This window comes from Cupriavidus sp. 05L411 (assembly GCF_056398045.1).
This window is the reverse complement of record NZ_JBFTOQ010000007.1, coordinates 37,799-51,374: the sequence shown is the minus strand read 5'-3', so window position 1 is coordinate 51,374 and position 13,576 is coordinate 37,799. Positions and strand designations below refer to the sequence as shown.

At 67.0% G+C, this 13,576-nt stretch carries 12 protein-coding genes; 6 read left to right on the top strand and 6 right to left on the bottom strand.

The features are described from left to right. Positions 1 to 18: 18 nt before the first annotated feature. The 4 genes from AC1DQR_RS09885 to AC1DQR_RS09870 all read left to right on the top strand — a co-directional run bounded on the left by AC1DQR_RS09885 (position 19) and on the right by AC1DQR_RS09870 (position 3,012). Positions 19 to 1,185, top strand: coding sequence for a glycosyltransferase family 4 protein (locus AC1DQR_RS09885; protein ID WP_477132942.1), 1,167 nt, complete (start codon positions 19 to 21; stop codon positions 1,183 to 1,185). Further along, positions 1,073 to 1,585, top strand: coding sequence for a diacylglycerol kinase (locus AC1DQR_RS09880; protein ID WP_477132941.1), 513 nt, complete (start codon positions 1,073 to 1,075; stop codon positions 1,583 to 1,585). Before AC1DQR_RS09885 ends, AC1DQR_RS09880 begins: the two co-directional genes overlap by 113 nt. A 147-nt stretch (positions 1,586 to 1,732) precedes the next feature. After that, positions 1,733 to 2,431, top strand: coding sequence for a TetR/AcrR family transcriptional regulator (locus AC1DQR_RS09875; RefSeq protein WP_183032805.1), 699 nt, complete (start codon positions 1,733 to 1,735; stop codon positions 2,429 to 2,431). After that, positions 2,428 to 3,012 (top strand): LOG family protein, encoded by a 585-nt coding sequence (locus AC1DQR_RS09870; RefSeq protein ID WP_150983726.1) that lies wholly within the window; start codon positions 2,428 to 2,430, stop codon positions 3,010 to 3,012. Before AC1DQR_RS09875 ends, AC1DQR_RS09870 begins: the two co-directional genes overlap by 4 nt. A 106-nt stretch (positions 3,013 to 3,118) precedes the next feature. Here AC1DQR_RS09870 and AC1DQR_RS09865 read toward each other — a convergent pair whose 3' ends face one another. The 5 genes from AC1DQR_RS09865 to AC1DQR_RS09845 form a co-directional block, all read right to left on the bottom strand. Beyond that, entirely contained in the window at positions 3,119 to 3,736 is a 618-nt protein-coding gene (locus tag AC1DQR_RS09865; RefSeq protein WP_416047994.1) for a DUF924 family protein, read from the bottom strand. 38 nt (positions 3,737 to 3,774) lie between these two features. Next, positions 3,775 to 4,212 (bottom strand): group II truncated hemoglobin, encoded by a 438-nt coding sequence (locus AC1DQR_RS09860; protein ID WP_150983724.1) that lies wholly within the window; start codon positions 4,210 to 4,212, stop codon positions 3,775 to 3,777. Between the two features lie 31 nt (positions 4,213 to 4,243). Next, positions 4,244 to 6,787 (bottom strand): ABC transporter permease, encoded by a 2,544-nt coding sequence (locus AC1DQR_RS09855; protein ID WP_477133045.1) that lies wholly within the window; start codon positions 6,785 to 6,787, stop codon positions 4,244 to 4,246. A gap of 338 nt (positions 6,788 to 7,125) precedes the next feature. After that, a complete protein-coding gene (locus tag AC1DQR_RS09850; RefSeq protein WP_174426515.1) occupies positions 7,126 to 7,743 on the bottom strand; it encodes a DUF4126 domain-containing protein in 618 nt (205 codons plus the stop codon). Between the two features lie 108 nt (positions 7,744 to 7,851). Then, positions 7,852 to 8,949, bottom strand: a complete 1,098-nt coding sequence (locus AC1DQR_RS09845; RefSeq protein ID WP_253933375.1) for a substrate-binding domain-containing protein — start codon at positions 8,947 to 8,949, stop codon at positions 7,852 to 7,854. A gap of 142 nt (positions 8,950 to 9,091) precedes the next feature. Here AC1DQR_RS09845 and AC1DQR_RS09840 point away from each other — a divergent pair, with 142 nt between their 5' ends. Beyond that, on the top strand, positions 9,092 to 9,955 hold the full coding sequence (locus AC1DQR_RS09840; protein ID WP_477132940.1) for an ABC transporter substrate-binding protein: 864 nt from the start codon (positions 9,092 to 9,094) through the stop codon (positions 9,953 to 9,955). 923 nt (positions 9,956 to 10,878) lie between these two features. On the opposite strand, the gene AC1DQR_RS09835 is transcribed toward AC1DQR_RS09840, so the two are convergent. Further along, on the bottom strand, positions 10,879 to 11,829 hold the full coding sequence (locus AC1DQR_RS09835) for a LysR substrate-binding domain-containing protein (RefSeq protein ID WP_174426518.1): 951 nt from the start codon (positions 11,827 to 11,829) through the stop codon (positions 10,879 to 10,881). Between the two features lie 221 nt (positions 11,830 to 12,050). Between AC1DQR_RS09835 and xdhA the strand changes: the two genes are divergently transcribed. After that, positions 12,051 to 13,565, top strand: coding sequence for a xanthine dehydrogenase small subunit (gene xdhA, locus AC1DQR_RS09830; RefSeq protein WP_477132939.1), 1,515 nt, complete (start codon positions 12,051 to 12,053; stop codon positions 13,563 to 13,565). Positions 13,566 to 13,576 lie beyond the last annotated feature (11 nt).

Below are 13,576 nucleotides of genomic sequence, written 5' to 3'. Positions count from 1 at the left end.
TGGCCGCAAGGAGCAGCTATGAAGATCCTGATCGTCACCGATGCCTGGGAGCCGCAGGTCAACGGCGTGGTGCGCACGCTCAAGTCCACCCGCCGCGAGCTGATCGCGATGGGGCACACGGTGGAGCTGATCACGCCGCAGGAATTCACCACCATTCCCTGCCCGACCTATCCGGAGATCGCGCTGTCCCTGTTCGCCGGCGCAAAGGTCCGCGCGCGCATCCGCGCCTTCGCGCCGGACGCGCTGCATATCGCCACGGAAGGCCCGCTCGGGCTGGCTGCGCGCCGCTATGCGATCCGCGAGCAGTTGCCGTTCACCACCGCCTACCACACACGCTTTCCGGAGTACGTGCAGGCGCGCTTCGGCATTCCGCTTGCCTGGACCTACCGCTTCCTGCGCTGGTTCCACGGCCCGGCGCGCGCTGTGATGGCGCCGACGCCGGTGGTGCTGCAAGACCTGCATCAGTTTGGCATCACCCACGGCGTGCTGTGGACCCGCGGCGTCGACCTCGATGTCTTCACCACCCAGCAGGCTAACGTGCTCAACACGGCGCACCCGATCTTTCTCTACGTAGGGCGCGTCGCCGTGGAAAAAAACGTGGAGGCCTTCCTCGCGCTGGACCTGCCCGGCTCCAAGTGGGTGGTGGGCGACGGCCCGGCGCTGGCGTCGCTGCGCGCGCGCTATCCGGCGGCCAACTACCTGGGTGTACTGACCCAGCCGGAGCTGGCCAAGGTGTATGCTTCGGCCGACGTCTTCGTATTCCCCAGCCGCACCGATACGTTCGGGCTGGTGCTGCTCGAAGCCCTGGCCAGCGGGCTGCCGGTGGCGGCCTATCCGGTGACCGGGCCAATCGATGTGCTCGGCCACAGCGACGCCGGGGTGATGCACGAAGATTTGCGTGAAGCTTGCCTGGAAGCGCTGCGCATTGACCGCGCCACCGCTCGCGCCCATGCCGAACGGTTCTCGTGGCGCGCCGCCTCCGAGCAGTTCCTGACTCACCTGCAGCCGCTGCCGGCCGTACGCGCGACCCCCAACGGCACGAACGGCACCACTGCCCGCCCCTCCTCCGAACATGCCGACTCCGCATCGCCCACCGTCCGAACCGCACCGCCCACCGGCGCCACAGACCGTCACGTCAGCCCCGGCACCGCCCCCGGACTCGCCGAACAGCGACTACACGATTGAGCAGAACCCCCACAAGGGCAACCGCGGCCTGGCGCGGGCCTGGCATGCCGGCATCAACTCGGTGTCCGGCCTGCGCTACGCGGTGCTGGAAGAAAGTGCGTTTCGCCAGGAGCTGACACTGGTGGTGATCCTCACGCCCTGCGCCTTGCTGCTGCTGGTCGGCATCGTCGAGCGCATCCTGCTGCTGGGCACCCTGCTGCTGGTGCTGATCGTGGAATTGCTCAACTCCAGCGTGGAGGCCGCGGTCGACCGGATCTCGCTGGAGCGGCACAGCCTGTCAAAGCGCGCCAAGGACTTCGGCAGCGCGGCGGTCATGCTGGCGCTGGTGCTATGCGGCGGCACCTGGCTGGCCATTGCGGGGCCGATCGTGATGGACTGGCTGCGCGCGCTGGCGGCCTGACAGGCTGGCGGCACGGGCCCGGCGCAAGCCTGGCACAGCGGGCGCGCGGACGGCGTCAAAGGCGCTTGCGGCATTGCGGCGTTGCGGCAAACGGCGATTGCTTATAATCGCCTTCAACTTACCGAATTGCCGCTCGCCCGGTCGCCTATGGAACCCAAACAGCAAGCCGGTCCCCGCCGCACCCGGGACCGCATCCTGGACGTCTCGCTCCGCCTGTTCAACGAGGTGGGCGAGCCCAACGTCACCACCACCACCATTGCGGAAGCCATGGAGATCAGCCCCGGCAATCTCTACTATCACTTCCGCAACAAGGACGACATCATCAACTCCATCTTCGTGCTGTTCGAGCAGGAGATGGAGCGCCGCCTGAAGTTGCCCGACGATCACAAGGCCACGCTGGACGAAAGCTGGGGCTATCTGCAGTACATGGCGGAGTTCCTGTGGAACTACCGCTTCCTGTATCGCGACATCAATGACCTGCTGGCGCGCAATCGCATGCTTGAAACCAATTTCAAGCGCATCGTCGAGCAGAAGAAGCGCTTTGCGATGGAGATCTGCCGGCAGTTCCAGGAAGACGGCGAGATGGAGGCCACGCCCGAGCAGGTCGAGGCCATCTGCACCAATATCGTGGTGATCGCCACCTACTGGCTGTCGTTCCAGTTCGTGCAGCATCCGCGCCAGTACAACGACCCCGAGCTGATCCGCGGCTACCTGCACGGCGCCAGCTACCATATCTTCTCGATCCTGGCCCCTTACCTGCGCGGCAAGGCCCGCCAGGCGTTCGACAAGCAAGCCCAGGAATACGCCGCCGCCAAGGCGGCGCAAACAGAAAAGGAAAAAAAGTGAAGTCCGTTTGCATCTATTGCGGCTCCAGCCCCGGCAATCGCCCCGAGTACGCCGCCGCGGCGCGCGCCATGGGCAAGACCCTGGCCGAGCGCGGCCTTGCGCTGGTGTACGGCGGGGGCAAGGTCGGGCTGATGGGCACCGTGGCCGACGCCGTGCTGGCCAACGGCGGCACCGCCATCGGCATCATTCCCGATGCGCTGATGCAAAAGGAAGTCGGCCATCGCGGCCTGACCGAGCTGCACGTGGTGCGCAACATGCACGAGCGCAAGCAGATGATGGCCGACCGGGCCGATGCATTCATCGCCATGCCGGGCGGCGTCGGGACCTTCGAGGAATTGTTCGAGACCTTCACCTGGCTGCAGCTGGGCTATCACGCCAAGCCGGTGGGACTGCTCAATGTGGAGGGCTTCTACGACAGCATGCTGGGCTTCATGCAGCACGCCGTGGACGAAGGCTTCCTGAAGCAGGTCCACAACGACCTGCTGCATGTGGCGCCCACGCCCGAAGGCATCCTCGACAAGCTCGCCAACGCGCCGCGCTTGCTGGTGGACAAGTGGCAGGAGAAGCGCGAGCAGACCTGATGGTGCTCCACGCGGCCTGCGGCCCGATGCCGAGGGCCAGCCACATCGGCTTGCGCCCCAGCCCGGCCACCACCCCGCGATAGCGGCTGCGCTACGCGGGGCCCGCTCAGAACGACGAGCCGGGTTCCTGCAGGAAGGCGCTCTCCTGCGCCGTATCCCTGCGCCCCAGCATGGCGTTGCGATGCGGGAAGCGCCCGAAACGCTCGATCACCGCGCGGTGCTTGAGCGCCCAGTCCACCACGTCCACCTGACCCTGGCTTTGGTCGCGCAGCGCCGTCATCAACTGCACGGCCGTATTCTGGTCGGCAAGCGCTTCGGAATGCTCGAACGGCATGTAGCAGAACATGCGGTGGAATGCCGTGGGCAGCCGACGGTCGGCGCCGCTCGCCACCATCTGCCGGGCTGTCGCCAGCGCCTGCGCATCGGAGGCGAAGCTGCGCGGGTCGTCGCGAAAGACGTTGCGCGGCACCTGGTCGAGCAGCACGATGCGCGCGCAAGCGGATTCGGGGCTTTGCGCCCAGCCCGCGTTCGCGCCCGCGTGCGTGGCTTCCCACAGTGACAGGAAGGCGGCGCGGACCGTGGCGTCGAAGTCAGCGGACTTGGTGAACCACACCGAGCGTGTTGTGTTCCATGCCGGCGAGCCAGGCGCGCCGAACCAGAAATCGAGTACGCGCCGGGCGTCGGCAGGCAGGTCCGCGGCGGCTTCGGGATGCGTGTCAGCCATGGTGTCGGGATCCACGGCGGGTCGGGTGGCCTTGACCATCAACGCGGCACATTGCGCATCCAGTCGGCGGTGCCGAAAAAGGCCTGCATCAGTCGCAGTTGCAGGTCTTCGGGCAGGCCGACGTCCTGCATGGCCAGCGCCATGCAGCGCATCCACTGGTCGCGCTCGCTGGTGCCAATCTCGAACGGCATGTGGCGCGCGCGCAGGCGCGGGTGGCCAAAGCGCTCGATGAAGTGGTTGGGGCCGCCCAGCCAGCCGCACAGGAACCAGAACAGCTTGTCGCGCGAGCCGTCGAGCGAGGCGGGATGCAGCGCGCGCAGGCCCTTGAACTCGTCCTCCAGATCCATCAGGTCGTAGAAACGGTCGACCAGTTCGCGCACGCGCGCCTCGCCGCCAATCAGTGCATAAGCGGTGACTTCGGGGGCGGCATCAGATGCCGTGGATGCCGCATTTTCAGGCTTGGAATCGGTACTCATAAACACTCAAGGATGGTTCAGGCTTCAGGTATCACGCATCACGCAGCGTGGCCAGCGCCGGCTGCCGCAGCACCTCGCGCAAACCCAGCCAGCCGCCCGCGAAAGCGCACAGCATGCCAGAAAGCACACCGGCCGGCACGATCCAGCCATTGAAGCGGTAGGGGAAATCGAACACGAACTGCGATAAGCCCCAGCCCACCGCGATCGCGCCCAGGCTGGCCAGCAGGCCCGCCAGCCCGCCCACCACCAGGAACTCCGCGTACTGGGTCTGCCGCACCACCGCGGCGGATGCGCCCAGCGCCTTGAGCAGCCCGGCATCGCGCTTGCGCTCGTCGCGCGCGCCGGACAGCGCCGCATAGAGCACGGTGACGCCGGCTGCGAGCGTGAACACGAACAGGAACTCGACGGCGGCGATGACCTGGTCGAGCACATCCTGGATCTGGCGCAGGATCATGTCGGTGTTGACCACCGTGATGTTCGGGAAGGCCGCCACCATGCGGTTGCCCAGCGCGGCTTGCGCGGGCGGCAGGTGGAAGGCGGTGATATAGGTCTGCGGCAAGCCTTGCATGGCAGAGGGCGGCAGGATGACGAAGAAGTTGACCCGCATCGAGCCCCAGTCCAGCTTGCGCAGCGAGGTGACCGGCGCCTCCACCGACTGCCCCGCCACATCGAAGCGCAAGGTGTCCCCGAGCCGGATCCCCAGCGTCTTGGCGATGCCCTCCTCTACCGAGGCCCCGGCCCCGCCCTTCCCGGCGCCGAGCCAGTTGCCCGCCACCACGCGGTTGCCGGCCGGCAGCGCGTCCGTATAGGACAGGTTGAACTCGCGCTCGACCAGGTTGCGGGCGCGGCCATCGGCAAAGCGCTCGGCGCGCACCTGCTGGCCGGCGATATGTGTCAGGCGGCCGCGCACCATCGGGTACAGCAGGTCGGCGATGCCGGCGTGCTGCAGCATGCTGGTAAGCGGCGCGCGCTGGTCCGGCTGGATATTGATGACAAAGCGGTTGGGCGCGTCCGCCGGCGTGGCGTTGCGCCAGGAGGCGATCAGGTCGTTGCGGGTCATGCCGAGCAGCAGCAGCGCCATCAGGCCCACCGCCAGCGCCACCGTCTGCAGCACCGTCACGCCGCGGCGGCGCTCCAGCACCGCCAGCGCAAAGCGCCAGCCCACGCTGCCGCGCGCCAGGCGCCCACCGCGCATCAGCCGTGACAGCAGGCTTAGCAGGCCCAGGGCCAGCAGCGCGAACACGACGCCGGCGGCGACAAAGCCGCCCGCGGTGGTCAGCCCCAGCTTGAGATCTCGCGCGGCCACCAGCAGCAGCGCCACGAAGGCGCCCAGGCCGAGCCCGTAGGCGATCCAGGTCGAGACCGGCGGCGCGCCAACGTCACGCCGCAGCACGCGCAGCGGCGGCACCCGGGTCAGCGCCAGCAGCGGCGGCAAGGCAAAACCCGCCAGCAGGACAACGCCCGCCAGCACACCTACCACGGCCGGCAGGACGGAAGGCTGCGGCAGCGTCACGGTCAGCAGGTTACCCAGCGAGAGCAGCAGGCCGTAGTGCGCCAGGTAGCCGAGCGCCACGCCAGCCACCGCGCCGCCCACGCCCAGCAGCAGGAACTCCAGCCCGAACGCCAGCAGGATCTCGCGGCGCGACAGGCCCATGCACTTGTAGACAGCGCAGGCATCGGTGTGGCGCTGCATATAGCGGCGCGCCGACATGGCGATGGCCACCGCGGCAATCATCGACGACAACACCGCCACCAGCGACAGGAAACGCTCGGCGCGGTCCAGCGTGGCGCGCATCTGCGGCTGGCCGGATTCCAGCGACTCGACCCGGGTATTGCGCAGCGCGCGCTTGTCGATCTCGGCCTCGGCCCACTTCTGGTAGGCCTGCGCGGCGGCATCGGGGCCGGCCACCAGCAGGCGGTAGGAGACCCGGCTGCCCCAGCCCACCAGCCCCGTGGCGGCCAGGTCAGACAGCGGCAACATCACGCGCGGCGCGAAATTCATGAAACCAGCGCCGCGATCCAGTTCCTGCGTGAGGATGCGGTCGATGCGAAAGGCGCGGCTGCCCAGCTGGATGGTGTCGCCCATGGCAACGCCGAGCGAGTCCAGCAAGGCCTCGTCCACCCAGACGGTGCCCTCGGCGGGAATGCCGGTGGCGGCGGCTTCCGGCGCCCCGGGCCCGGCCGCCACCTTGAGCTGCCCGCGCAGCGGATAACCGGGGGCGACCGCCTTGAGCGCAGCCAGTTGCGAAGGGGCATCGGCCTGAGCCCCGCTAGCCGCCCCTTGCGCTTGCGTCGTGGCGGCCTTGCCCGGCACGTGCGCGCTCGCCATGCTCGGAAAGGTGACCGTCTGCGTGGTAGCCAGGCCCGCTTGCGCGGCGTGACCGGCGAAGACGGCATCGAACGGCTGGTCGGACACGATCAGCACATCGGAGGCGATCATCTGGCGCGCGTCGCGCTCCAGCCCCAGGCGCATGCGGTCGGCCAGAAAGCCCACGCTGCTGAGCGCCGCCACGGCCAGCACCAGCGCGAACAGCAACAGGCTCAGCTCGCCGGCGCGCCAATCGCGCCGCGCCATGCGCAAAGCCTGGCGCCAGGGCGAGAAGCGCGTCGGGCGGGCGCCGGACGATGCCGCGGCGGTGGTGGCGGCTGCGGCTGCGCTTGCTGCTACGTTTGCTGCTACGTTTGCTGCTACGTTTGCTGCTGCGGGAACGTGCTGGGAGGCGGGTTCTGAAGACATTGATCTCTTATCTCTAATCTCTTGTCCGTGCACATGCATGGTGGCGGCCAGCCGGGCTGGCCGCAGGCCAGGATTGGCGCGACGGCAGGACACCAGCGGGAGGATCCCGGCGCGCATCCGCCGGACCAGGGCCAGATTATGGCCGGATTGGGCAAAGCGAGGGTCGAACCCGCCACTCAGCGCCGGGGCTGACGCCCCGCCGGCGAGGCCGCCGGAGCACGCTTGGCCAACGCGTCGCGCAAATGGCGCAAGCCGCGCCACAGCTTGGGCAGCAGCCACGCCGCCACCAGCAGCAGCACGGCCAGCACCACCAGGAACACCACGGGCAGGAAAAAAGCCAGCAGCAGCCCGCTGCTGGCGGCAACGTCCTCGCTCAGTGAGGCAGCCCAATTCGAAAACGGTTCCGGCGAGACGTTGATCAGGGCGCGGGTGCCGGCCTTGGCGGCATGGGCGGTGCCGGCCAGCGTGCCCCCGACCAGCCCGGCGGCGACCATCCATTGCGGATCGAGCTGCCCGAAGGCGGCGGCGGCCAGGATCGCGCCGGCGGGAATGCGGATAAAGGTCTGGATGCTGTCCCAGAAGGAATCGAAGCCCGGCACCTTGTCGGCCACGAATTCGGCCAGCGCCAGCACCGCGGCCAGCGCGATCACCCACCACGATTCCAGCGCCTGCAGGCCGGGCGGCAGGTGCAGCCAGCCCAGGCGGCCCAGTGCGCCAGCCGTGAACACGGCCAGGTAAAGGCGGAATCCGCTGGTCCAGGACAAGCCCGCGGCCAACGCGGCCGTTTCTAGCATGGCGCTCCTTGCTGGGTCTGTCTGGCGGGCATGCAGCCCCGCCTATGCAACCAGTGTAATACGCGCGCGCTCAAACAGCCGGGTTCCCGCCCTCCCCGGTGGACGGCGTCAGCCGCCTTCCTTGCCGTCGGGGCCGTACCAGGGAAGTGCCTCCTGCGGCGTCAGGATGCCATCAGGCTCGGCCATGGCATAGCCGGGGAGCGCTTCGATGCGGCGCCGGAAGGCTGGGTCAGCCAAATGCGAAAGCAAGCCATGCGCCCAGGGCGTGATCTGGTCGTTCTTGCGCAGCGCCAGGTAGTAGGCCTCGCGGGTCAGCGGCACAAAGGCCAGGCCATGGGCCTCGGCATTCATGCGCAGGCCGAACCCCACCTCGGCATGGCCGTCATGCACCGCTTGCGCCACCTTCTCGTTGCTGAACTCGGGGGTTTCGTAGCCAACGATCTGGTCCGGGAAGAGCCCCTCGGTGGCCAGCAACTGGTCGAACAGCATGCGCGTGCCGGAACTGCGCTGGCGGTTGACGAAGCGGGCGCGGGTACGGGCCAGGTCGCGCAGGTCGTGGATCTCGCCCGCGAGCTCGCGCGCGACGATCAGGCCCTGCTCGCGCCAGGCCAGCCGGATCAAGCGCACGGCGGCCGGACGCAGCCATTTGCGCAGCGTCACGTGAGCCACGGAGCCAGCCTTCTGGATCGGTGAGACGTAGAAACCAGCCAGCTCGGACTGCCGCTCCTGCAGGCAGATCAGGCCCTCCACGCTGCCGCAGAACACGGTGTCGAGCTGCAGGCCGCCCGGCGCGTCGTGCAGCGCCCCCGCCAGGACCTCCATGGCCGGATCATGGCTGCCGGAGAAACGGATGCGGGTCTGCGGCTGCGCCGCGTCGTCCAGGTCCGCCAGGAAATCGACCATGGCCTTCTGCACGACCGGGTCGATCGAATCGCGCAAGCGCCCCTCCGCACGCAGCAAGCGCTCGCCGAACAGCGTCAGTGACGCCCCCCGGCCGCGCTCCATGTCGAGCATGCTGCGCCCAAGCATCTCCTCCCAGGACCGCATCACGCCCCAGGCGTGCCGGTACGACAGCCCGATCTCGCGCGCGGCGCGATGCAGGGAGCCCGTCTCGCGCACGGCCTTGAGCAGCTGGAATACCTTGCCGTTGGAGCGAGGATTGTCGTCCGCGGCGACAACCGGGAACAGGTCAAAGCGAAATGTCATATGAAACGCTTTTCATATTTACTTTGGAGATGTGGTTCACCGAGAATGCAACACGCTGATTTCCACGTATTTTGCTGCATTCTCACCGATCTCATGAGTTTGTGGCAATTGTGTTTCTGAAAACATAAGACAAGGAGAATCCATGCAAGCGGTCAGCAAGCAAGGCCTTTTACGCCATCTTTCGAACCGCGCCGCGTGCGCTATCGGACTGGTTTGCCTGGTTGGCGTGGCCGGCGCCACCACCGCCACCCGCGCCTTCGCCGGCGAACTCAAGCTGGCCACGACCACCAGCACGGAGAACTCCGGCCTGCTGAAATTCCTGCTGCCCAGGTTCGAGCAAAAGAGCGGCGTCACCGTCAAAGTGATCGCCGTAGGCTCGGGCAAGGCGATGAAGATGGGCGAGATGGGCGACGTCGATGTGCTGCTGGTGCACGCCCGCAAGATGGAGGACGAATTCATGGCGGCGGGCTACGGCGTCAACCGCCGCGACGTCATGTACAACGACTTCATCGTGGTTGGCCCGGTCAGCGACCCGGCCAGGCTGAAAGGTGGCAAGGACGTGCTGGCCGGCTTCAGGAAAATCGCCGCCGGCGGCACCAAGTTCATCTCGCGCGGGGACAACTCCGGCACCGACGTGATGGAGAAGGACTACTGGAAGCAGGCGGGGATCGAGCCCAAGGGGCAGCCGTGGTATGTGAATGCCGGGCTGGGGATGGGCGAGGTGCTGACCATGGCAGCGCAGATGCCGGGCTATACGTTGTCTGATCGGGCCACTTATGGCGCGTATCGCGCCAAGACCGGATTGGCGATCCTGCTGGAGGGCGATCCCAGGATGTTCAATCCGTATGGCGTGATGGCGGTGAATCCGGCCAAGCATCCTGGTACCAATTACGTGGATGCGATGAAGTTAGTGGAGTGGATGACTTCTAAGGATGGGCAGGACACCATTGCTGCTTACAAGGTGGAGGGGGAGCAGTTGTTTTTTCCTAGTTATAGGGGGAAGTGAAAGGGAGGGTGCGCAAGGGCAGGCAGAACCGTTGGCGCTTGTTGCCTTGGTTGGGTTTTCTTTGTGCGGCGTCGGCGCTTGCACCCAAGGGCCATACGACATCCCCCTGCGGGGGCTGCCGGTCACTCTTCTTTGCGTCGGCAAAGAAGACTAACGAGAAGAAAGCCGACCCTGCCGGGCGCAGAGCAATAAGGCTGTTTTTGCCTCGGTGGTTGCGTCGTACGGCCCGGAGTGTTGGCTGGCGTATCCTACCGGCCCGAAGGACATCACTTCTGCATGACCCATGGGTTACGTCGTGCAGCCCCTGACCTCGCTTGCGGTGCCCGTTCCCACATCTGCCGTTCGCGGGGCGAGGGGCTGCGCCGTTTCGGGTGTGACTGGTTTCGTGGTTTTGTCTCGGAGGCAAGCGCCGTGGGTGCGAGCGCGGCCCTCGCGGACGGGCCACGGTGCCCATCACGAAACCAGAGGAATTGATAACAAGGTGCCGCTCACGCCGGTACGGTAGGGCATCAAATGGCAGGGCGGCAGCCGCCAGAGACAAAACCACGAAACCACCAAGGCAGGCAGGATCGTGGCGCTGCGCACCGCGAACGGCAGATGCCCGAACGCGCACCGAGCAAAGCGATCAGGGGCACCACCACGTGACCATAGGGTCATGAAGTAGTGATGTCCTTTGGGCCGGTAGGATACGCCAGCCAACACTCCGGGCCGTACGACGCAACCACCGCCCCACGTAAGCCTAATTGCTCTGCCCCCGGCAGGGCGGCTTTCTTTTCGTTAGTTTTCTTTGCCGGTCAAAGAAAAGTGACCGGCAGCCCCCGCAGGGGGATGTCGTATGGCTTTTGGGTCCAAAAACCATCGCCGCTCAAAGAAAACCCAACCAAGGCAACAAGCGCCAACGGTTCTGCCCTTGCCCCCTCCCCTTACCCCTCCCCCATCCTCGCCAAAACAGGCAACACCGGCAACTCCCCCGCCACCTCCGCAATCATCCTACGCATCCACATCACATCGGGCGCAGCATGACACCGCTCATGCCAAAGCTGATAAAACCGCATCCGCGGAAACGCCACTGGCGAAGGCACCATCTTCAACGGCAGGTACTGCGCATAATGCGCGGCAAACTGCCGCCCCGTGGTGAACACCATATCGGTCTTCATCAACACATACGGCACCAGCCCGAAATACGGCAACGTGACCTGGATATTGCGCTTGTACCCCTGCTCGGCCAGCGCCTGGTCGATCATGCTGCGCTGCATCGAGGCATAAGGCGCCGGCGCCAGGTGCGGCATCTCCAGGTAGTGCTTGAGGGTCAGCCCCTTGCGCGCCAGCGGATGCTGCGCCCCCAGCATGCACACCACCTCATCGTCGAACAGTGGCGAAATATGCAGATGCTCCGGTGGCGACAGCCAATTGCCGACCACGATGTCGAGCTGCCCTTGTTCCAGGCTGTCGAGGAAGTCGCTCGATGACGTCATCGGGTGCACGAACAGCTTGGCGTTGGGCGCCAGCCGGCGCACGCGCTCGACGATGTTGGGCAGGAAGAAGGCGTCCAGGTAGTCCGGCGCGCCCAGGTGGAAGGTACGGGTCGTGGTGGCCGGGTCGAAATGCTGGGGCGGCCGGGCGATGCGGTCCATGGCCGCCAGGCTCTGCTCGGCCAGCTGTAGCAACTCGCGGCCGCGCTCGGTCGGCACCATGCCGCTCTTGCCGCGCACCAGGATGGCATCCCCCGTGATTTCCCTTAGCCGCTTGAGCGTATTGCTGATGGCAGGCTGCGACTGGCCGAGGCGGACCGCGGTGCGGGTCACGCTCTGCTCGGTGAGCAGGGTGTGCAGCACCCGCAGCAAATAGGTGTCGAGATGGTCGCGTCCGTGCATGGCGAGGGGGCGCCTGGCGCGCTTTGCGGCCGGTGGCGTGGGGAATGGGAACGGCGCATAGTGTATGTCACGCACCCCGTCATTGGTCAAATCCGGTGGCCGCCGCCCTCGCCGGCCGCCAGAACGCTCTCCCCGCTTGATGGGGCATATCACCTGGGCCGAATATTGCATCATCGGCGTCAGTGCTATGTTTGGCCCCATCCACAAAGAGAGAAGACACCATGGAGACGCAAACCATCCGCTTTTACCACCGGGGCAAGGTCACGGAGGTCGCAGACGCCCCCGTTACCCGCACCGTGCTGCAGTACCTGCGCGAGGACGCGCGCTGCACGGGCACCAAGGAGGGCTGCGCCGAAGGCGATTGCGGGGCATGCACCGTGGTGCTGGGCGAGCTGGGCGAAAACGGCCAGGTCGAGTTCAAGGCGGTCAATGCCTGCATCCAGTTCCTGCCCACGCTGGACGGCCGCGCGCTGATCACCGTGGAAGACCTGCGCCAGGCCGACGGCGCGCTGCACCCGGTGCAGCAGGCGATGGTGGAGTGCCATGGCTCCCAGTGCGGTTTCTGCACCCCCGGCTTTGTGATGTCGCTGTGGGCGCTGTACCAGCAAAAATCCGAGGACGCCGGCACCGGCCGCGCCCCGGCGCGCGAGGCCATCTGCGACGCCCTGACCGGCAACCTGTGCCGCTGCACCGGCTACCGCCCCATCATCGAGGCCGGCCAGCGCATGATGGCGCTGCCTGCGCCGCAGGCCAGCAAGCTGGACCCGCGCCAGATCGCCGACACGCTGCGCGCGCTGCAGCGCGACGACACCTTCCACTACAGCGCCGAAGGCCAGCACTTCTACGCGCCCCGCACCGCCTCGGCTTTTGCGGCCATCAAGGCCGCCGAGCCCGGCGTGCGCATCCTGGCCGGCAGCACCGACGTGGGGCTGTGGGTGACCAAGCAGTTCCGCGAACTGGGCAACCTGCTGTACGTGGGCCAGGTGGCTGACCTGAACGGCATCCGCGAAATCGATGGCGCCCTGGAAATCGGCGCGGCGGTCTCGCTGGAGCGCGCCTACGCCGCGCTGAACGACGTCCATCCCGAGCTGGAGGAATTGTGGAAGCGTTTCGCTTCCCTGCCGATCCGCAATGCCGGCACGCTGGGCGGCAATATCGCCAACGGCTCGCCGATCGGCGACTCCATGCCCGCGCTGATCGCGCTTGGCACCGAAGTGGTGCTGCAGCGCGGCGACGTGCGCCGCACCCTTGCGCTGGAAGACCTCTACCTGGCCTACCAGAAGACCGCCATGGCCGAAGGCGAGTTCGTCGCGGCGCTGCGCGTGCCGCTGGCCGGGCCGGAGCACTTCCGTACCTACAAGCTGTCAAAACGCTTTGACGAAGACATTTCCGCTGTCTGCGCGGCCTTTGCGCTGACGCTGGAGAGCGGCGTGATCCGCCATGCGCGCGTGGCCTTCGGCGGCATGGCCGCCACGCCCAAGCGCGGCGCGCACGCCGAAGCCGCGCTGCTTGGCCAGCCCTGGACCGAAGCCAGCGCCCGCGCCGCCATGAGCGCGCTGGCGCAGGACTTCACGCCGTTGTCCGATATGCGCGCCACCGCCGCGTACCGCAGCCGCGGCGCCGCCAACCTGCTGTACCGCTTCTGGCTGGAAACGCGCGCCGACGCGCTGCCCGCCGCCGCCGTCAATGTCCGCGCCATCGGTGCGGGCGCGGCCACCGCTACCGCTACCGCGTAAGGAGAGATCGG

Excerpts from the sequence above, each read along its gene's own strand:
- AC1DQR_RS09885 (WP_477132942.1), top strand. The coding sequence starts at position 19 with ATGAAGATCCTGATCGTCACCGATGCCTGGGAGCCGCAGGTCAACGGC.
- AC1DQR_RS09880 (WP_477132941.1), top strand. The coding sequence starts at position 1,073 with ATGCCGACTCCGCATCGCCCACCGTCCGAACCGCACCGCCCACCGGCG.
- AC1DQR_RS09875 (WP_183032805.1), top strand. The coding sequence starts at position 1,733 with ATGGAACCCAAACAGCAAGCCGGTCCCCGCCGCACCCGGGACCGCATC.
- AC1DQR_RS09865 (WP_416047994.1), bottom strand. The coding sequence starts at position 3,736 with ATGGCTGACACGCATCCCGAAGCCGCCGCGGACCTGCCTGCCGACGCC.
- AC1DQR_RS09860 (WP_150983724.1), bottom strand. The coding sequence starts at position 4,212 with ATGAGTACCGATTCCAAGCCTGAAAATGCGGCATCCACGGCATCTGAT.
- AC1DQR_RS09855 (WP_477133045.1), bottom strand. The coding sequence starts at position 6,787 with ATGGCGCGGCGCGATTGGCGCGCCGGCGAGCTGAGCCTGTTGCTGTTC.
- AC1DQR_RS09850 (WP_174426515.1), bottom strand. The coding sequence starts at position 7,743 with ATGCTAGAAACGGCCGCGTTGGCCGCGGGCTTGTCCTGGACCAGCGGA.
- AC1DQR_RS09845 (WP_253933375.1), bottom strand. The coding sequence starts at position 8,949 with ATGACATTTCGCTTTGACCTGTTCCCGGTTGTCGCCGCGGACGACAAT.
- AC1DQR_RS09840 (WP_477132940.1), top strand. The coding sequence starts at position 9,092 with ATGCAAGCGGTCAGCAAGCAAGGCCTTTTACGCCATCTTTCGAACCGC.
- AC1DQR_RS09835 (WP_174426518.1), bottom strand. The coding sequence starts at position 11,829 with ATGCACGGACGCGACCATCTCGACACCTATTTGCTGCGGGTGCTGCAC.
- xdhA (WP_477132939.1), top strand. The coding sequence starts at position 12,051 with ATGGAGACGCAAACCATCCGCTTTTACCACCGGGGCAAGGTCACGGAG.